The organism is Mesorhizobium sp. CA12, from assembly GCF_020165255.1.
Taxonomy (GTDB): Bacteria; Pseudomonadota; Alphaproteobacteria; order Rhizobiales; family Rhizobiaceae; genus Mesorhizobium.
In genome coordinates this window covers 120154-138405 of sequence record NZ_JAIUHT010000013.1, presented here as the reverse complement: position 1 = coordinate 138405, position 18252 = coordinate 120154, and the positions used below count along the sequence as shown (strand labels likewise).

The following is an 18252-nucleotide window of genomic DNA, read 5'->3' as shown; positions in this document are numbered from 1 at the left end:
CAGCCGCCGAGGCAGCCCGTTGGTGCAAGGCGAGCCGCGGCGAGGTTCGTCCCGAGTTTATAGCTAAGGAGCGACGATGGCCCAGACCCAGACTTTCAATGGCCGCAGACGCGTACGCAAGTTCTTCGGAAAGATCCCGGAAGTTGCGGAGATGCCGAACCTCATTGAGGTCCAGAAGGCATCCTATGACCAGTTCCTGATGGTGGACGAGCCCAAGGGCGGCCGTCCGGACGAAGGACTGCAGGCCGTTTTCAAGTCGGTCTTCCCGATCTCCGACTTTTCCGGCTCCTCGATGCTGGAGTTCGTGAAGTACGAGTTCGAGGCACCGAAATTCGACGTTGACGAGTGCCGTCAGCGCGACCTGACCTATGCGGCGCCGCTGAAGGTGACGCTGCGCCTCATCGTGTTCGATATCGACGAGGATACCGGCGCCAAGTCGATCAAGGACATCAAGGAGCAGGACGTCTACATGGGCGACATGCCGCTCATGACGTCGAACGGCACCTTCATCGTCAACGGCACCGAGCGCGTCATCGTCTCGCAGATGCACCGTTCGCCGGGCGTCTTCTTCGACCATGACAAGGGCAAGTCGCACTCGTCGGGCAAGCTTCTGTTTGCCGCGCGCGTCATTCCCTATCGCGGTTCGTGGCTCGACATCGAGTTCGACTCCAAGGATGTCGTGCACGCCCGCATCGACCGCCGCCGCAAGATTCCGGTGACGTCGCTGCTGATGGCGCTCGGCATGGACGGCGAGGAGATCCTGTCGACCTTCTACAACAAGATCACCTATAAGCGCGCCGGCGACCACTGGCGGATTCCGTTCAACGTCGAGCGTTTCCGCGGCCTCAAGGCCGTCGGCGACCTGGTCGACGCCGATACCGGCGAGATCGTGGTCGAGCAAGGCAAGAAGATCACCGCCCGCCAGGCACGTCAGCTCGGCGAGAAGGGTCTCAAGGCCATCAAGGCGACCGACGAGGACCTGCTTGGCAACTACCTTGCCGAGGACATCGTCAACTACGGCACCGGCGAGATCTTCCTCGAAGCCGGCGACGAGATCGACGACAAGACGCTGAAGGTGCTGCTCAGCACCGGCGAGGACGAGATCCAGATCCTGGACATCGACCACGTCAATGTCGGCGCCTACATCCGCAACACGCTCAACGTCGACAAGAATGAGAGCCGCCAGGACGCACTATTCGACATCTACCGTGTCATGCGCCCGGGCGAGCCGCCGACGCTCGAGACCGCCGAAGCCATGTTCAACTCGCTGTTCTTCGACAGCGAGCGCTACGACCTGTCGGCCGTAGGCCGCGTCAAGATGAACATGCGCCTCGAGCTCAAGGCCGAGGACACCGTGCGCGTCCTGCGCAAGGAAGATATCCTGGCCGTGGTCAAGACGCTGGTCGAGCTGCGTGACGGCAAGGGCGAGATCGACGACATCGACAATCTCGGCAACCGCCGCGTGCGTTCGGTCGGCGAGTTGATGGAGAACCAGTACCGCGTCGGCCTGCTGCGCATGGAGCGCGCGATCAAGGAACGCATGTCCTCGATCGAGATCGACACGGTCATGCCGCAGGACCTGATCAACGCCAAGCCGGCGGCCGCCGCCGTGCGTGAGTTCTTCGGTTCCTCGCAGCTGTCGCAGTTCATGGACCAGACCAACCCGCTCTCGGAGATCACCCACAAGCGTCGCCTGTCGGCGCTTGGACCGGGCGGTCTGACGCGCGAGCGCGCCGGCTTCGAGGTGCGCGACGTGCATCCGACGCATTACGGCCGCATCTGCCCGATCGAGACGCCGGAAGGCCCGAATATCGGTCTGATCAACTCTTTGGCCACTTTTGCGCGTGTCAACAAGTACGGCTTCATCGAAAGCCCGTACCGCAAGATCGTGGGCGGCAAGCTGACCAACGAAGTTGTCTATCTGTCGGCGATGGAAGAGGCCAAGCACTATGTCGCGCAGGCCAACGCCGAGCTCGACAAGAACGGCAGTTTTGTCGACGAGTTCGTCATTTGCCGTAATGCCGGCGAAGTGATGATGGCGCCGCGCGAGAACGTCGACCTGATGGACGTCTCGCCGAAGCAGATGGTGTCGGTCGCTGCGGCGCTCATCCCGTTCCTCGAGAACGACGACGCCAACCGCGCGCTGATGGGCTCGAACATGCAGCGTCAGGCCGTGCCGCTGGTGCGCGCCGAAGCGCCGTTCGTCGGCACCGGCATGGAGCCGGTCGTCGCCCGTGACTCGGGCGCTGCCATCGGCGCCCGCCGCGGCGGCGTGGTCGACCAGGTGGACGCCACCCGTATCGTCATCCGCGCCACGGAAGATCTCGATCCCGGCAAATCCGGCGTCGATATCTACCGGCTGATGAAGTTCCAGCGTTCGAACCAGAACACCTGCATCAACCAGCGTCCGCTGGTGCGCATGGGCGACCGTGTCAACAAGGGCGACATCATTGCCGACGGTCCGTCGACCGAGCTCGGCGATCTGGCGCTCGGCCGCAACGTGCTGGTCGCATTCATGCCGTGGAACGGCTACAACTACGAGGACTCGATCCTGCTCTCCGAGCGCATCGTGGCCGACGACGTCTTCACCTCGATCCACATCGAGGAGTTCGAGGTCATGGCGCGCGACACCAAGCTCGGGCCGGAGGAAATCACGCGCGACATTCCGAACGTTTCGGAAGAGGCGCTGAAGAACCTCGACGAGGCCGGCATTGTCTATATCGGTGCTGAAGTGCAGCCGGGCGACATCCTGGTCGGCAAGATCACGCCGAAGGGCGAAAGCCCGATGACGCCGGAAGAAAAGCTCCTGCGCGCCATCTTCGGCGAAAAGGCCTCGGACGTTCGCGACACCTCCATGCGCATGCCTCCGGGCACCTTCGGCACGGTCGTCGAAGTGCGCGTCTTCAACCGCCACGGCGTGGAGAAGGACGAGCGCGCGATGGCAATCGAGCGCGAGGAGATCGAGCGTCTGGCCAAGGACCGCGACGACGAACAGGCGATCCTCGACCGCAACGTCTATGCCCGTCTTTCCGACGTGCTGGTCGGCAAGGAGGCGATCGCCGGACCGAAGGGCTTCAAGAAGGGCTCGAAGCTGTCGAAGGACACGCTCGACGAGTATCCGCGTTCGCAGTGGTGGCAGTTCGCCGTGGAGAACGAGAAGCTCCAGGGCGAGCTCGAGGCTCTGCGCGGCCAGTACGACGAGTCCAAGAAGGCGCTCGAGCAGCGCTTCATGGACAAGGTCGAGAAGGTGCAGCGCGGCGACGAAATGCCTCCGGGCGTCATGAAGATGGTCAAGGTCTTCGTGGCCGTGAAGCGCAAGATGCAGCCGGGCGACAAGATGGCCGGCCGTCACGGCAACAAGGGTGTCGTGTCGCGCATCGTTCCGGTCGAGGACATGCCTTTCCTCGAGGACGGCACGCATGCCGATATCGTGCTCAACCCGCTGGGTGTGCCGAGCCGCATGAATGTCGGCCAGATCCTGGAAACGCATCTGGGCTGGGCTTGCGCTGGCATGGGCAGGAAGATCGGCGAGCTGATCGACGCGTATAAGGGTGGCGGCGATATCAAGCCGCTGCGCAAGACGCTGGAAAGCTTCATGCCGGCCAATGACCGCAACGAGCCGATCCGCGAGTATGACGATGAGAGCATCGTTCGCCTGAGCGAGCAGATGCGCCGCGGCGTCTCGATCGCGACACCGGTGTTCGACGGCGCGCATGAGGCCGACATCAACACCATGCTGGAGCAGGCTGGCCTGCACACCAGCGGTCAGTCGCAGCTCTATGACGGCCGCACCGGCGAGCCGTTCGATCGCAAGGTGACGATGGGCTATATCTATATGCTCAAGCTGCATCACCTGGTGGACGACAAGATCCACGCGCGTTCGATCGGTCCGTACTCGCTCGTCACCCAGCAGCCGCTGGGCGGCAAGGCGCAGTTCGGCGGCCAGCGCTTCGGCGAAATGGAGGTCTGGGCGCTCGAAGCCTACGGCGCGGCCTACACGCTGCAGGAAATGCTGACGGTGAAGTCGGACGACGTCGCCGGCCGCACCAAGGTCTACGAGGCGATCGTGCGCGGCGACGACACGTTCGAGGCGGGCATCCCCGAGAGCTTCAACGTTCTCGTCAAGGAAATGCGCTCGCTCGGCCTCAATGTGGAGCTGGAGAACACCCAGGTCGAAGAGACCCCGACGCGTCTGCCCGACGCGGCCGAGTAAGGCACCGGCGCGCGCCGCGTCATAAGCGCGGCGCGCCCTGAGCATGATCCCGAGAAGCGGTCACCGGTTTTCGGCCGAGACCATGCTCAACCAAGAAGTCTTCGGCCGGTTCGACCGGCCAGTCTGCGGACATTTCGTCCGCGATCGATGCAAGGGGTTATCGAGGACCCCGAAAAGGAGAACGGCATGAACCAAGAGGTCATGAATCTCTTCAACCCGCAGGCGCCTGCGCAGGTGTTCGATTCCATCCGGATCTCGCTTGCCAGCCCAGAGAAGATTCTGTCCTGGTCGTTTGGCGAGATCAAGAAGCCGGAGACCATCAACTACCGCACCTTCAAGCCGGAGCGTGACGGCCTGTTCTGCGCGCGCATTTTTGGTCCGATCAAGGACTATGAGTGCCTGTGCGGCAAGTACAAACGCATGAAGTACAAGGGCGTCATCTGCGAAAAATGCGGCGTCGAAGTCACGCTGTCGCGCGTTCGCCGCGAGCGCATGGGCCATATCGAGCTCGCCGCGCCCGTCGCCCATATCTGGTTCCTGAAGTCGCTGCCTTCGCGCATCGGCACGCTGCTCGACATGACGCTCAAGGATATCGAGCGCGTGCTCTACTTCGAGAACTACATCGTTACCGAGCCGGGCCTCACCGCGCTGAAGGAGAACCAGCTCCTCAGCGAGGAAGAGTACATGATTGCCGTCGACGAGTACGGCGAGGACTCTTTCACCGCCATGATCGGCGCCGAGGCCATCCATGACCTTCTGGCCGGCATGGACCTGGAGAAGATTGCCGGCGACCTCCGTTCGGAGCTGGCCTCGACCACGTCCGAGCTCAAGCAGAAGAAATACCTGAAGCGGCTCAAGGTCGTCGAGAACTTCATGGAATCCGGCAACCGTCCGGAATGGATGATCATGAAGGTGGTTCCGGTGATCCCGCCGGACCTGCGCCCGCTTGTCCCGCTGGACGGCGGCCGCTTCGCCACGTCGGACCTCAACGACCTCTACCGCCGCGTCATCAACCGCAACAACCGCCTGAAGCGGCTGATCGAGCTGCGCGCGCCCGGCATCATCGTGCGCAACGAAAAGCGCATGCTGCAGGAAGCCGTCGATGCGCTGTTCGACAACGGCCGTCGCGGCCGCGTCATCACCGGCGCCAACAAGCGTCCGCTGAAGTCGCTGTCCGACATGCTGAAGGGCAAGCAGGGCCGGTTCCGCCAGAACCTGCTCGGCAAGCGCGTCGACTATTCCGGCCGCTCGGTCATCGTGACCGGTCCGGAGCTCAAGCTGCATCAGTGCGGCCTGCCGAAGAAGATGGCGCTGGAGCTCTTCAAGCCCTTCATCTACGCCCGCCTCGACGCCAAGGGTTTCTCCTCTACCGTCAAGCAGGCGAAGAAGCTGGTCGAGAAGGAGCGTCCGGAGGTTTGGGATATCCTCGACGAGGTCATTCGCGAGCATCCGGTGCTCTTGAACCGGGCGCCGACGCTGCACCGCCTCGGCATTCAGGCGTTCGAGCCGATCTTGATCGAAGGCAAGGCGATCCAGCTGCATCCGCTGGTCTGCACCGCCTTCAACGCCGACTTCGACGGCGACCAGATGGCGGTCCACGTGCCGCTGTCCCTGGAAGCGCAGCTTGAAGCCCGCGTGCTGATGATGTCGACCAACAACATCCTGCACCCGGCCTCCGGCGCGCCGATCATCGTGCCGTCGCAGGACATGGTTCTCGGTCTCTACTATCTCTCGATCGTCAACCAGAACGAGCCGGGCGAAGGCATGATGTTTGCCGACATGGGCGAGCTCCAGCATGCGCTGGAGACCAAGGCCGTGACGCTGCACGCCAAGATCAAGGGCCGCTTCCGCACCGTCGACGCGGAAGGCAACGTCGTGTCGAAGATCTACGACACCACGCCTGGCCGCATGATCATCGGCGAGCTTCTGCCGAAGAACGTCAACGTGCCGTATGAGACCGCCAACCAGGAGATGACCAAGAAAAACATCTCCAAGATGATCGACACCGTCTACCGCCACTGCGGTCAGAAGGAGACGGTCATCTTCTGCGACCGCATCATGGCGCTCGGCTTTGCGCACGCCTGCCGTGCCGGCATTTCGTTCGGCAAGGACGACATGCTGATCCCGGACACCAAGCTGAAGCTCGTTTCCGACACCGAGGCGTTGGCCAAGGAATACGAGCAGCAGTACAATGACGGCCTGATCACGCAGGGCGAGAAGTACAACAAGGTCGTCGACGCCTGGGCCAAGTGCTCGGAGAAGGTCGCCGACGAGATGATGGCGCGCATCAAGGCGGTGGAGTTCGAGGACAACGGCCGTCAGAAGCCGATGAACTCGATCTACATGATGTCGCATTCGGGTGCGCGCGGTTCGCCCACCCAGATGCGTCAGCTCGCCGGCATGCGTGGCCTGATGGCCAAGCCCTCGGGTGAGATCATCGAGACGCCGATCATCTCGAACTTCAAGGAAGGTCTCACCGTGCTCGAGTATTTCAACTCGACCCACGGCGCCCGCAAGGGTCTGGCCGACACCGCCTTGAAGACGGCGAACTCGGGTTACCTCACCCGCCGCCTCGTCGACGTGGCGCAGGACTGCATCGTCAACTCCGTGGATTGCGGCACCGACAAGGGCCTCACCATGCAGCCGATCGTCGATGCCGGTCAGATCGTTGCCTCGGTCGGCCAGCGCGTGCTGGGCCGCACTTCGCTCGATGACATCAATCATCCGGTCACCGGCGACCTGCTGGTCAAGGCCGGAACGTTGATGGACGAGCGCGATGTGGAGCAGATCGAGAAGGCCGGCGTGCAGTCGGTCCGCATCCGTTCGGCGCTGACCTGCGAGGTCAGGACCGGTGTGTGCGCGGTCTGCTACGGTCGCGACCTGGCCCGCGGTACCCCCGTCAACCAGGGCGAGGCCGTCGGCGTCATCGCGGCGCAGTCGATCGGCGAGCCGGGCACCCAGCTCACCATGCGTACCTTCCACATGGGCGGCACGGCGCAGGTGGTGGATTCCTCGTTCCTTGAAGCCTCCTATGAGGGCAAGGTGCAGATCCGCAACCGCAACGTGGTCCGCAACTCGGAAGGCCAGCAGATGGTCATGGGCCGCAACATGGCGGTGCTCATCCTCGATGAGACCGGCAAGGAGCGCGCCACGCACCGCGTCGCCTATGGTTCGCGTATTTTCGTGGACGATGGCGACAAGGTGAAGCGCGGCCAGCGTATCGCCGAGTGGGATCCCTATACCCGCCCGATCCTCACCGAAATCGAGGGCAGGGTGGCGTTCGAGGATCTGGTCGACGGCATCTCCGTGCAGGAAACGGCCGACGAATCGACCGGCATCACCAAGCGCGAGGTCATCGACTGGCGTTCGACGCCGCGCGGCAACGACCTGAAGCCCGCGATCGCCATCCAGGACGCCAAGGGCAAGGTCGGCAAGCTGTCGAAGGGCGGCGATGCACGCTTCCTGCTCTCGGTCGAGGCCATCCTCTCGGTCGAGCCGGGCGCACATGTGAAGCCTGGCGACGTGCTGGCGCGTATCCCGATGGAAAGCGCCAAGACCAAGGACATCACCGGTGGTCTGCCGCGCGTTGCGGAACTGTTCGAGGCTCGCCGTCCGAAGGATCACGCCATCATCGCCGAGATCGATGGCACGATCCGTTTCGGCCGCGACTACAAGAACAAGCGCCGCATCATCATCGAGCCGCATGACTCGACGCTCGAGCCGGTGGAGTACCTGATCCCGAAGGGCAAGCCGTTCCATCTCCAGGACGGCGACGTCATCGAGAAGGGCGACTACATCCTCGACGGCAATCCGGCGCCGCACGACATCCTGGCGATCAAGGGCGTGGAGGCGCTTGCCTCCTATCTCGTCAACGAGATCCAGGAGGTCTACCGTCTGCAGGGCGTGTCGATCAACGACAAGCACATCGAGGTGATCGTTCGCCAGATGCTGCAGAAGGTCGAGATCACCACGCAGGGCGATTCGACCTACATCCCGGGAGACCACGTCGATGTGATCGAACTGGAGGAGGTCAACGAGCGCCTGATAGAGGACGGCAAGAAGCCGGCCGAAGGTCAGCCGGTGCTGCTTGGCATCACCAAGGCCTCGCTGCAGACGCCGTCCTTCATCTCGGCCGCCTCCTTCCAGGAGACGACCAGGGTGCTCACCGAGGCTGCGGTTGCCGGCAAGACCGACATGCTGCAGGGCCTGAAGGAAAACGTCATCGTCGGCCGTCTGATCCCGGCCGGCACGGGCGGCACGATGAGCCAGATAAGGCGCATCGCCACCTCGCGCGACGAGCTCATCATCGACGAGCGCCGCAAGGCCTCCGGTGTAGAGATCGCCGAGCCGATGCTGACCGACATGGTCAACGCCGCGCAGTAAGGCGATGAAATGAGAAAACAAGAAAAGGGGCCCGCGCGGCCCCTTTTCGCATTTTGGCTTGATGCAACGAGGAAGAGCTATGAGCCGCGAAACCTGGACGACTGTCGACGACTACATCGTTTCCTCTCTTTTCGAAGCGGACCCCGTGCTGGATGCCACGCTCGCGGCCAACCGCGACCACGGCCTGCCGGCGATCGACGTCTCGGCCGCGCAGGGCAAGTTGCTGTCGCTGCTGGTGCGTATTCGCGGCGCTAAGAAGGTGCTGGAGGTCGGCACGCTTGGCGGCTACTCGACCATCTGGATGGCAAGAGGATTGCCGGCGGACGGCAAGGTGGTGACGCTGGAGCTCGATCCGCATCACGCCAAGGTCGCGCGTTCGAACTTCGCGCGGGCAGGAGTTTCCGACAAGGTCGACCTGCGGGTCGGTCCAGCGCTGCAATCGCTTGCCGCGCTGGCAGGCGAAAATGCCGGTCCGTTTGACCTGATCTTCATCGACGCCGACAAGCCGAACAACCCGAATTATCTCGACTGGGCGATGAAACTCTCGCGCTCAGGCACGGTCATCGTCTGCGACAATGTCATCCGCGACGGCGCGGTCGTGAAAAAGAACAGCGGCGACGCCAATGTCGAAGGCGCTCGCGCCGCTTTTTCGTTCATCGGCGGCGAGAAGCGGCTGGACGGCACCGCCATCCAGACCGTCGGCGCCAAGGGCTATGACGGATTTACCATCGCGATCGTAGAATGAGGATGCCCTAATCGAAGAACGCCTCGACCACATTGCGCTTGCCCAGCATGAACGCATCGGCGACGTGCTGCAGCGGCGCGAGGTCGACATCGGACGTTCCTGCGCGAACAATCTCGGCGAAGCGCTTGTAAAGCACCGGATATTCGGCCTCCGGCTCGTCATGGATCATGCGCCCGTCGACGGCGAGCTTGGCGCCGCCGCCCGACAGCACCATCCTGCCCTTGTCGGTCTCGGCGACGATGTCCCAGCTTTGCGGGCCGGTCTGCAGCCAGTCGAGCTCCATCGTCACTGGCAAGCCGGTCGACGTGCGGAAGGCGACATGCGCCGCGACCGGTGCTGCGCGATTCTCGGGGAAATCGAGCACGGCCGAGGTGATGAACATCGCAGGCAAGATGTGTGTGGCGATCGACAGCGCGTTGATGCCGGGATCGAACACACCGAAGCCGCCCGGCTCCCAGATCCATTCCTGGTTCGGATGCCAGCGCCGCACGTCTTCCTTCCAGTTGATGGCGGCCGAAGTCAGTCTGGCCGACGCAAGGAAAGCGCGCGCGGCCTCCACCGCCGGCGCGTAGCGCGAATGCCAGCTGGCAAAGAGCGAGACACCGTTCCTTTCGGCAAGCGCCTTGAGGTGCTCGACCTCGCTGACCGTGGCGCCCGGCGGCTTTTCGAGGAACACGTGCTTCCTCGCTTCCAGCGCGGTGCGCGCGGCGTCGTAACGGAACTGCGGCGGCATGCAGAGCGAGACCGCCTCGAGGCTGGGCTCGGCCGCCAGCATCGCTTCGATGCTGGGATAGTTCGCAATGCCGTCCACCTTGCCGTGGCGGCTGGCCGCCGCTGTCAGTTGATAGTTGCCGTCCTTGGCGATCGCCGGCAGGTGCTGATCGCGGACGATCTTTCCCACGCCGACGATGCCGAGCTTGATGGGATTGCTGGTCATGGGAACTCCAAGGAATGAAAAGGTGTGTCTAGGCAGGGCAGGTTTGTCCGGCGAGTCCGGCAAATATGACGCTGGCCGCGCTTTTCAGATCGGCTCTTCAAAGGTGACGATCGAAACCTCGCCCTCCAAGGCGCCTTGATAGGCCGACAGATGCGGCTCGTCGTCGGGCTCGCCCTCCATGTCGCCGATCTGGTCGAGCTCGGCCTCGGCGTAACCTTCGGCGGCAAGCGATTCGAGCGCGCGGCGCACGGCAGAATCATCGTCGGGCGCCACAAGCATCACATGAACGCTTTCAGGCTTGCCGCCTTTTTTCTTCCAGACCCGTCCGGTGATGATCGTGACCGGCCGTTCTTCATTGTCGTTCACGGGCTGATTCCTCGTTTTCCCCGAGATTGTCCGATGCAAGCCGCCTTTTGGCACGAAGCCGGGCCACAGGACAGCGCAAAGCCGGTCACTTTCTTCCTCGCTCTTGAAAAAAGACGCAAGAAAATTACATGCGTTTTCCGCATGGCTGCCCAGCCTCGCGTTGGGCGCAATATTTGCCCCGCCGGGGTTGACGGACCCTGGGGTTGCGAGTAGAAGCCGCGACGTCAGAACCGATGTGAGGCTCTCCTGTCCGAAGCGACACGCTTTGGAGTTTGCCTCAAACAGGGTTCGTTTTACGAGCGAAAAGACATTTCCGGCGCGCATGAAGCGGCTACCGCTTCCTCTGCAATTTGTTCGGGCAGGACCGCGAGACGCGGTGTGTTGCCCGAATTTGCGTATGGAAATGACGCTTTGAGCGGCCCCCTGACAGGGCAGACACGGAATTGAGAGACAAGAGGGTTTAATGCCTACCGTCAACCAGCTGATCCGCAAGCCGCGCCTGGCGCCGGTGAAGCGCAACAAGGTCCCGGCCATGCAGCAGAACCCGCAGAAGCGGGGCGTCTGCACGCGCGTCTACACCACGACGCCGAAGAAGCCGAACTCGGCGCTGCGCAAGGTGGCCAAGATTCGCCTGACCAACGGTTTTGAAGTGATCGGCTACATCCCCGGCGAAGGTCACAACCTGCAGGAACACTCGGTGGTCATGATCCGCGGCGGTCGCGTCAAGGATCTGCCGGGCGTCCGCTACCACATCATCCGCGGCGTGCTCGACACGCAGGGTGTGAAGAACCGCAAGCAGCGTCGTTCGAAATACGGCGCCAAGCGTCCGAAGTAAGGGTTTCCCATGTCCCGTCGTCACAGTGCAGAAAAGCGTGAGATCAATCCGGATCCCAAGTTCGGTGATCTGATCGTCACCAAGTTCATGAACGCCGTCATGTATGACGGCAAGAAGTCGGTTGCCGAGACCATCGTCTACGGCGCGCTGGACCAGGTCCAGGCCAAGACCAAGCAGGAGCCGGTCACCGTCTTCCATCAGGCGCTCGACAATGTCGCGCCGCATGTGGAAGTGCGCTCGCGTCGTGTCGGCGGCGCCACCTATCAGGTTCCGGTCGATGTGCGCCCCGAGCGTCGTCAGGCGCTGGCCATCCGCTGGCTGATCGCCGCCGCGCGCAACCGCAACGAGACCACCATGGTCGACCGCCTCTCGGGCGAGCTGATGGACGCGGCCAACAACCGCGGCACGGCCGTCAAGAAGCGTGAAGACACCCACAAGATGGCGGAAGCCAACCGCGCCTTCGCGCACTACCGCTGGTAAAGCGCGAACGAGACTGAGAGGCACCTCCCATGGCCCGCGAATACAAAATCGAAGACTACCGCAATTTCGGTATCATGGCGCATATCGACGCCGGCAAGACGACGACGACCGAGCGCGTCCTCTATTATACGGGCAAGTCGCACAAGATCGGCGAAGTCCATGACGGCGCTGCCACCATGGACTGGATGGAGCAGGAGCAGGAACGCGGCATCACCATCACCTCGGCCGCGACCACGACCTTCTGGAAGGGTCGCGACGGCAAGATGCGCCGCTTCAACATCATCGACACCCCCGGACACGTCGACTTCACCATCGAAGTCGAGCGTTCGCTGCGCGTGCTCGACGGTGCCATCGCGCTGCTCGACGCCAACGCCGGCGTGGAGCCGCAGACCGAGACCGTGTGGCGCCAGGCCGACAAGTACCACGTGCCGCGCATGATCTTCTGCAACAAGATGGACAAGATCGGCGCCGACTTCTACCGCTCCGAGGAAATGATCGGTTCGCGCCTCGGCGCGCAGGCCGTCGTCATGCAGCTGCCGATCGGCGCCGAGACCGAGTTCAAGGGCGTCGTCGACCTCGTCGAGATGAACGCGCTCGTCTGGCGTGACGAGACCCTGGGCGCTGCCTGGGACGTCGTTGAGATCCCGGCCGACCTCAAGGACAAGGCCGAGCAGTACCGCGAGAAGATGATCGAAGCCGCCGTCGAGATGGACGAGACCGCGCTCGAGAATTACCTCGAAGGCAAGATGCCGTCGAATGACGAGATCCGCGCGCTGATCCGCAAGGGCACCATCGCGGTCAAGTTCTTCCCGATGTTCTGCGGTTCGGCCTTCAAGAACAAAGGCGTGCAGCCGCTGCTCGACGCCGTTGTCGAATACCTGCCGTCGCCGATCGACGTGCCGGCCATCAAGGGCGTCGATGCCAAGACCGACGCCGAGATCGAGCGTCATGCCGATGACAACGAGCCGCTGTCGATGCTGGCGTTCAAGATCATGAACGACCCGTTCGTCGGCTCGCTGACCTTTGCCCGCATCTATTCGGGCAAGCTCACCAAGGGCACCTCGCTCGACAACACGGTGAAGGGCAAGAAGGAGCGCATTGGCCGCATGCTGCAGATGCATGCGAACTCGCGCGCCGACATCGAGGAAGCCTATGCCGGCGACATCGTCGCCCTGGCTGGCCTCAAGGACACGACCACCGGCGACACGCTCTGCGATCCGCTGCATCCGGTCATCCTGGAGCGCATGGAATTCCCCGATCCGGTCATCCAGATCGCCATCGAGCCGAAGACCAAGAACGACCAGGAAAAGATGGGCCTCGCGCTGCATCGCCTGGCGGCTGAGGATCCGTCCTTCCGCGTCAAGACCGACGAGGAAAGCGGCCAGACCATCATCGCCGGCATGGGCGAGCTGCATCTCGACATCATCGTCGACCGCATGCGCCGCGAGTTCAAGGTCGAAGCCAATGTCGGCGCCCCGCAGGTGGCCTATCGCGAGACGATCACCCGCACGCACGAGCAGGACTACACGCACAAGAAGCAGACCGGCGGTACCGGCCAGTTCGCCCGCGTCAAGATCATCTTCGAGCCGAACACCGAGAGCGAAGAGTTCGTGTTCGAGTCCAAGATCGTCGGCGGTGCGGTTCCGAAGGAATACATCCCGGGCGTCGAGAAGGGCATCAACAGCGTCATGGGTTCCGGCCCGTTCGCCGGCTTCCCGATGATCGGTGTCAAGGCCACGCTGGTCGATGGTGCCTTCCACGACGTCGACTCCTCGGTGCTGGCGTTCGAAATCGCCTCCCGCGCCTGCTTCAAGGAAGCCGCTCCGCGTCTCGGCGTGCAGCTTCTGGAGCCGATCATGAAGGTCGAGGTCGTGACGCCGGAAGATTACGTCGGCGGCGTTATCGGCGACCTCAACGGCCGTCGTGGCCAGATCCAGGGTCAGGAAGCGCGCGGTGTCGCCGTCGTCATCAATGCGATGGTGCCTTTGGCCAACATGTTCAAATACGTCGACAATCTGCGTTCAATGTCGCAGGGCCGCGCCCAGTACACGATGCAGTTCGACCACTACGAGCCGGTGCCGACCGCGGTCGCCCAGGAAGTTCAGAAGAAATACGCGTAACTCGAGCGGGTTGCACGAGACCTTAATTCAAGGCCCGCACGGGCAAGCAGGATTGGAGAGATCACATGGCAAAAGGTAAATTCGAGCGCACCAAGCCGCATGTGAACATTGGCACGATCGGTCACGTCGATCATGGCAAGACGTCGCTGACGGCGGCGATCACGAAGTATTTTGGCGAATACAAGCGCTATGACCAGATTGACGCAGCACCCGAAGAGAAGGCGCGCGGCATCACGATCTCGACGGCGCATGTCGAGTATGAGACGGCCAACCGTCACTATGCCCATGTCGACTGTCCCGGCCACGCCGACTATGTGAAGAACATGATCACGGGTGCGGCGCAGATGGACGGCGCGATCCTGGTGGTTTCGGCGGCCGACGGCCCGATGCCGCAGACCCGCGAGCACATCCTGCTTGCCCGCCAGGTCGGCGTGCCCTCGATCGTGGTGTTCCTGAACAAGGTCGACCAGGTCGACGATGCCGAGCTGCTGGAGCTTGTCGAGCTCGAGGTTCGCGAGCTTCTGTCGAAGAACGAATTCCCCGGCGACGACATTCCGATCGTCAAGGGTTCGGCGCTGGCTGCGTTGGAAGATTCCAACAAGACCATCGGCGAGGACGCCATCCGCGAGCTGATGGCGCAGGTCGACGCCTATATCCCGACGCCGGTTCGTCCGCTGGACAAGCCGTTCCTGATGCCGATCGAGGACGTGTTCTCGATCTCGGGCCGCGGCACGGTTGTGACCGGCCGCGTCGAGCGCGGCGTGGTCAAGGTCGGCGAGGAGCTGGAGATCGTCGGCATCCGTCCGACCACCAAGACGACCTGCACGGGCGTTGAGATGTTCCGCAAGCTGCTCGACCAGGGCCAGGCCGGCGACAACATTGGCGCGCTGCTGCGCGGCGTCGACCGTGAAGGTGTGGAGCGCGGCCAGGTTCTGGCCAAGCCCGGCACGGTCAAGCCGCACAAGAAGTTCGTGGCCGAAGCCTACATCCTGACCAAGGACGAGGGCGGCCGTCACACGCCGTTCTTCACCAACTACCGTCCGCAGTTCTACTTCCGCACGACGGACGTGACGGGCATCGTGACGCTGCCGGCCGGCACCGAGATGGTGATGCCCGGCGACAACATCACCGTCGACGTCGAGCTGATCGTGCCGATCGCGATGGAAGAGAAGCTGCGCTTCGCCATCCGTGAAGGCGGCCGCACCGTCGGTGCCGGCATCGTCGTCACCATCAAAGAGTAATTTGGACTGAAACCGATCTGTCGCGGGCGCGGGAGCTGCCCGCGCCGCGCCAGAACAAGGAATTGACGCATGAACGGACAGAATATCCGCATCCGCCTTAAGGCGTTTGACCACCGGGTGCTCGACGCCTCGACGCGCGAAATCGTGTCGACCGCCAAGCGCACCGGCGCCAACGTCCGCGGCCCAATCCCGCTGCCGACGCGGATCGAAAAATTCACGGTCAACCGGTCGCCCCACGTCGACAAGAAGAGCCGTGAACAGTTCGAGATGCGCACGCACAAGCGGCTGCTCGACATTGTGGATCCGACCCCGCAGACGGTCGATGCTTTGATGAAGCTCGATCTGGCCGCCGGTGTCGACGTCGAGATCAAGCTCTAAGGGAATGAGAGAGCGGTAAGGGGCGGTGCCCCTGGCCCGGAACTCTAAAGGAATTGAACCGATGCGTTCAGGTGTGATTGCAAAGAAGGTGGGAATGACCCGCATCTACAACGATGCCGGCGAACACGTTCCCGTCACCGTTCTCCAGATGGAGAACTGCCAGGTCGTGGCCCAGCGCACGCAGGAGAAGAACGGCTACACCGCCGTCCAGCTCGGCGTTGGCCTTGCCAAGGTGAAGAACACGTCGAAGGCGATGCGCGGCCATTTCGCCGCCGCTTCCGTTGAGCCCAAGGCCAAGGTCGCCGAGTTCCGCGTCTCCGCCGACAACATGATCGACGTCGGCGCCGAGCTGACCGTCGAGCATTTCGTCGCCGGCCAGAAGGTGGACGTCACCGGCACCTCGACCGGCAAGGGTTTCCAGGGCGTGATCAAGCGGCACCACATGGGCGGTGGCCGCGCCACGCACGGTAACTCGGTCTCGCACCGCACGCACGGCTCGACCGGCCAGCGCCAGGACCCCGGCAAGGTGTTCAAGGGCAAGAAGATGGCCGGCCACATGGGCGACACCCGCGTCACCACGCAGAATGTCGAGGTCGTCTCGACCGATGCTGATCGCGGCCTGATCCTGATCCGCGGCGCGGTTCCCGGCGTCAAGGGCGCCTGGATCCTGGTTCGCGACGCCGCCAAGGTTGCGCTGCCGGCCAATGCGCCGAAGCCGGCCGCGATCCGTGCCGCTGCCGCCAAGAACGAAGCCCCGGCCACTGAGGGAGCCGAATAATGGATCTCAAGATCACAACGCTGGGCGGCAAGGACGCCGGCAAGGTGGAACTCTCCGAGGAGATTTTCGGCCTTGACCCGCGCGAAGACATCCTGCAGCGCGTCGTGCGCTGGCAGCTCGCCAAGAAGCAGCAGGGCACGCACAAGGCCAAGGGCCGCGCCGAAATCGCGCGCACCGGCGCCAAGATGTACAAGCAGAAGGGTACGGGCCGCGCCCGTCACCACTCGGCCCGCGCTCCGCAGTTCCGCGGCGGCGGCAAGGCACACGGCCCGGTCGTTCGCAGCCATGAGCACGAGCTGCCGAAGAAGGTCCGTGCGCTTGGCCTCAAGCACGCTCTCTCGGCCAAGGCCAAGAGCGCTTCGCTGATCATCGTCGACGAGCTGAAGCTCACCGAAGCCAAGACCAAGGCGCTGGTGGCGAATTTCGAGACGCTGGGGCTGACCAACGCCTTGGTCATCGGTGGCGCCGAGCTTGACCAGAACTTCAAGCTGGCCGCGACCAACATTCCGAACATCGACGTGCTGCCCATCCAGGGCATCAACGTCTACGACATTCTGCGCCGCGGCACGCTGGTCCTTTCGAAGGCCGCCGTCGAGGCTCTCGAGGAGCGCTTTAAATGACCGACCTCCGTCACTACGACGTGATCGTCTCGCCGGCGATCACCGAAAAGTCGACCATGGCTTCCGAGCAGAACCAGGTCGTCTTCAACGTCGCCAAGAAGGCGTCGAAGCCGGAAATCAAGGCTGCCGTGGAGGCTCTCTTCGGCGTCAAGGTGACGGCTGTGAACACGCTCGTCCGCAAGGGCAAGATCAAGCGCTTCCGCGGCACAGTTGGCCGCCAGGGCGACGTCAAGAAGGCGGTTGTGACGCTGGCCGACGGCCAGTCGATCGACGTCGCGACGGGTCTCTGAGCAAGGCCGCGAGGACAGGACAATGGCACTTAAGAAATTCAACCCGGTAACGCCGAGCACCCGCCAGCTGGTCATCGTCGACCGCTCGGGCCTCTACAAGGGCAAGCCCGTCAAGGGCCTGACCGAAGGCCTGACCAAGTCGGGCGGCCGCAACAACTACGGCCGCATCACGGCCCGTTTCATCGGCGGCGGTCACAAGCGTTCGTACCGCATCATCGACTTCAAGCGTAAGAAGTACGACGTCGTCGGCACGGTCGAGCGTATCGAATACGATCCGAACCGCACCGCCTTCATTGCGCTGATCAAGTACGACGACGGCGAGCTGTCCTACATCCTGGCCCCGCAGCGTCTTGCTGCCGGCGACAAGATCGTGGCTGGCGAAGCGGTCGACGTGAAGCCGGGCAACGCGATGCCGCTGGCCTCGATGCCGGTCGGCACGATCGTCCACAACATCGAGCTGAAGCCGGGCAAGGGCGGCCAGGTCGCCCGTTCGGCTGGCGGTTACGCCCAGCTCGTTGGCCGCGACCAGGGCATGGCGATCCTGCGCCTCAACTCGGGCGAGCAGCGTGTCGTGCACGGCTCCTGCATGGCCACCGTCGGCGCCGTGTCGAACCCCGACCACGGCAACATCAACGACGGCAAGGCAGGTCGCACCGTGTGGCGCGGCAAGCGCCCGCACAATCGCGGCGTGGCCATGAACCCGGTCGACCATCCGCATGGCGGCGGCGAAGGCCGCACCTCGGGTGGCCGTCATCCGGTTTCGCCCTGGGGCAAGCCGACCAAGGGCAAGAAGACGCGGTCCAACAAGGCGACCGACAAGTTCATCCTGCGCTCGCGTCATCAGCGCAAGAGCTAAGAAGAGGTAA

General features: G+C 63.2%; 14 protein-coding genes. 12 read left to right on the top strand and 2 right to left on the bottom strand.

Annotation, left to right across the window (positions count from 1 at the left end; all coding sequences use genetic code 11):
- Window positions 1–76 precede the first annotated feature (76 nt).
- From rpoB to LB520_RS21275, 3 genes are all read left to right on the top strand, one after another.
- Window positions 77–4213, top strand: a complete 4137-nt coding sequence (gene rpoB, locus LB520_RS21285; protein WP_095765521.1) for a DNA-directed RNA polymerase subunit beta — start codon at window positions 77–79, stop codon at window positions 4211–4213.
- 186 nt (window positions 4214–4399) lie between these two features.
- The gene (gene rpoC, locus LB520_RS21280; protein ID WP_224638993.1) at window positions 4400–8596 is read left to right on the top strand and encodes a DNA-directed RNA polymerase subunit beta'; all 4197 of its coding nucleotides are present in this window, start codon (window positions 4400–4402) and stop codon (window positions 8594–8596) included.
- A gap of 79 nt (window positions 8597–8675) precedes the next feature.
- Entirely contained in the window at window positions 8676–9341 is a 666-nt protein-coding gene (locus tag LB520_RS21275) for an O-methyltransferase (protein ID WP_224610689.1), read from the top strand.
- Window positions 9342–9348: 7 nt separating this feature from the next.
- Here the strand turns inward: LB520_RS21275 and LB520_RS21270 are convergent, their stop codons facing one another.
- On the bottom strand, window positions 9349–10278 hold the full coding sequence (locus tag LB520_RS21270) for a Gfo/Idh/MocA family protein (RefSeq protein WP_224638991.1): 930 nt from the start codon (window positions 10276–10278) through the stop codon (window positions 9349–9351).
- 84 nt (window positions 10279–10362) lie between these two features.
- The gene (locus tag LB520_RS21265) at window positions 10363–10644 is read right to left on the bottom strand and encodes a transcriptional regulator (RefSeq protein ID WP_224639091.1); all 282 of its coding nucleotides are present in this window, start codon (window positions 10642–10644) and stop codon (window positions 10363–10365) included.
- Between the two features lie 463 nt (window positions 10645–11107).
- Here LB520_RS21265 and rpsL point away from each other — a divergent pair, with 463 nt between their 5' ends.
- The 9 genes from rpsL to rplB all read left to right on the top strand — a co-directional run bounded on the left by rpsL (window position 11108) and on the right by rplB (window position 18242).
- The gene (gene rpsL / locus LB520_RS21260) at window positions 11108–11479 is read left to right on the top strand and encodes a 30S ribosomal protein S12 (protein WP_006202128.1); all 372 of its coding nucleotides are present in this window, start codon (window positions 11108–11110) and stop codon (window positions 11477–11479) included.
- Between the two features lie 9 nt (window positions 11480–11488).
- On the top strand, window positions 11489–11959 hold the full coding sequence (rpsG, locus tag LB520_RS21255) for a 30S ribosomal protein S7 (RefSeq protein WP_027170372.1): 471 nt from the start codon (window positions 11489–11491) through the stop codon (window positions 11957–11959).
- Between the two features lie 29 nt (window positions 11960–11988).
- Complete coding sequence (gene fusA, locus LB520_RS21250) at window positions 11989–14079, top strand: elongation factor G (protein WP_095765517.1); 2091 nt, start codon at window positions 11989–11991, stop codon at window positions 14077–14079.
- Between the two features lie 65 nt (window positions 14080–14144).
- On the top strand, window positions 14145–15320 hold the full coding sequence (gene tuf / locus LB520_RS21245; RefSeq protein ID WP_095765516.1) for an elongation factor Tu: 1176 nt from the start codon (window positions 14145–14147) through the stop codon (window positions 15318–15320).
- Between the two features lie 69 nt (window positions 15321–15389).
- Window positions 15390–15698 (top strand): 30S ribosomal protein S10, encoded by a 309-nt coding sequence (rpsJ, locus tag LB520_RS21240; RefSeq protein ID WP_006205468.1) that lies wholly within the window; start codon window positions 15390–15392, stop codon window positions 15696–15698.
- A 61-nt stretch (window positions 15699–15759) separates the two neighbouring features.
- Window positions 15760–16476, top strand: coding sequence for a 50S ribosomal protein L3 (gene rplC / locus LB520_RS21235; protein WP_095765515.1), 717 nt, complete (start codon window positions 15760–15762; stop codon window positions 16474–16476).
- On the top strand, window positions 16476–17096 hold the full coding sequence (gene rplD, locus LB520_RS21230; protein ID WP_095765514.1) for a 50S ribosomal protein L4: 621 nt from the start codon (window positions 16476–16478) through the stop codon (window positions 17094–17096). The genes rplC and rplD overlap by 1 nt, the downstream gene beginning before the upstream one ends.
- The gene (locus tag LB520_RS21225; protein ID WP_040983033.1) at window positions 17093–17386 is read left to right on the top strand and encodes a 50S ribosomal protein L23; all 294 of its coding nucleotides are present in this window, start codon (window positions 17093–17095) and stop codon (window positions 17384–17386) included. The genes rplD and LB520_RS21225 overlap by 4 nt, the downstream gene beginning before the upstream one ends.
- A gap of 22 nt (window positions 17387–17408) precedes the next feature.
- Window positions 17409–18242, top strand: coding sequence for a 50S ribosomal protein L2 (rplB, locus tag LB520_RS21220; protein WP_126084116.1), 834 nt, complete (start codon window positions 17409–17411; stop codon window positions 18240–18242).
- Window positions 18243–18252 lie beyond the last annotated feature (10 nt).

Excerpts from the sequence above, each read along its gene's own strand:
- rpoB (WP_095765521.1), top strand. The coding sequence starts at position 77 with ATGGCCCAGACCCAGACTTTCAATGGCCGCAGACGCGTACGCAAGTTC.
- rpoC (WP_224638993.1), top strand. The coding sequence starts at position 4,400 with ATGAACCAAGAGGTCATGAATCTCTTCAACCCGCAGGCGCCTGCGCAG.
- LB520_RS21275 (WP_224610689.1), top strand. The coding sequence starts at position 8,676 with ATGAGCCGCGAAACCTGGACGACTGTCGACGACTACATCGTTTCCTCT.
- LB520_RS21270 (WP_224638991.1), bottom strand. The coding sequence starts at position 10,278 with ATGACCAGCAATCCCATCAAGCTCGGCATCGTCGGCGTGGGAAAGATC.
- rpsL (WP_006202128.1), top strand. The coding sequence starts at position 11,108 with ATGCCTACCGTCAACCAGCTGATCCGCAAGCCGCGCCTGGCGCCGGTG.
- rpsG (WP_027170372.1), top strand. The coding sequence starts at position 11,489 with ATGTCCCGTCGTCACAGTGCAGAAAAGCGTGAGATCAATCCGGATCCC.
- fusA (WP_095765517.1), top strand. The coding sequence starts at position 11,989 with ATGGCCCGCGAATACAAAATCGAAGACTACCGCAATTTCGGTATCATG.
- tuf (WP_095765516.1), top strand. The coding sequence starts at position 14,145 with ATGGCAAAAGGTAAATTCGAGCGCACCAAGCCGCATGTGAACATTGGC.
- rpsJ (WP_006205468.1), top strand. The coding sequence starts at position 15,390 with ATGAACGGACAGAATATCCGCATCCGCCTTAAGGCGTTTGACCACCGG.
- rplC (WP_095765515.1), top strand. The coding sequence starts at position 15,760 with ATGCGTTCAGGTGTGATTGCAAAGAAGGTGGGAATGACCCGCATCTAC.
- rplD (WP_095765514.1), top strand. The coding sequence starts at position 16,476 with ATGGATCTCAAGATCACAACGCTGGGCGGCAAGGACGCCGGCAAGGTG.
- LB520_RS21225 (WP_040983033.1), top strand. The coding sequence starts at position 17,093 with ATGACCGACCTCCGTCACTACGACGTGATCGTCTCGCCGGCGATCACC.
- rplB (WP_126084116.1), top strand. The coding sequence starts at position 17,409 with ATGGCACTTAAGAAATTCAACCCGGTAACGCCGAGCACCCGCCAGCTG.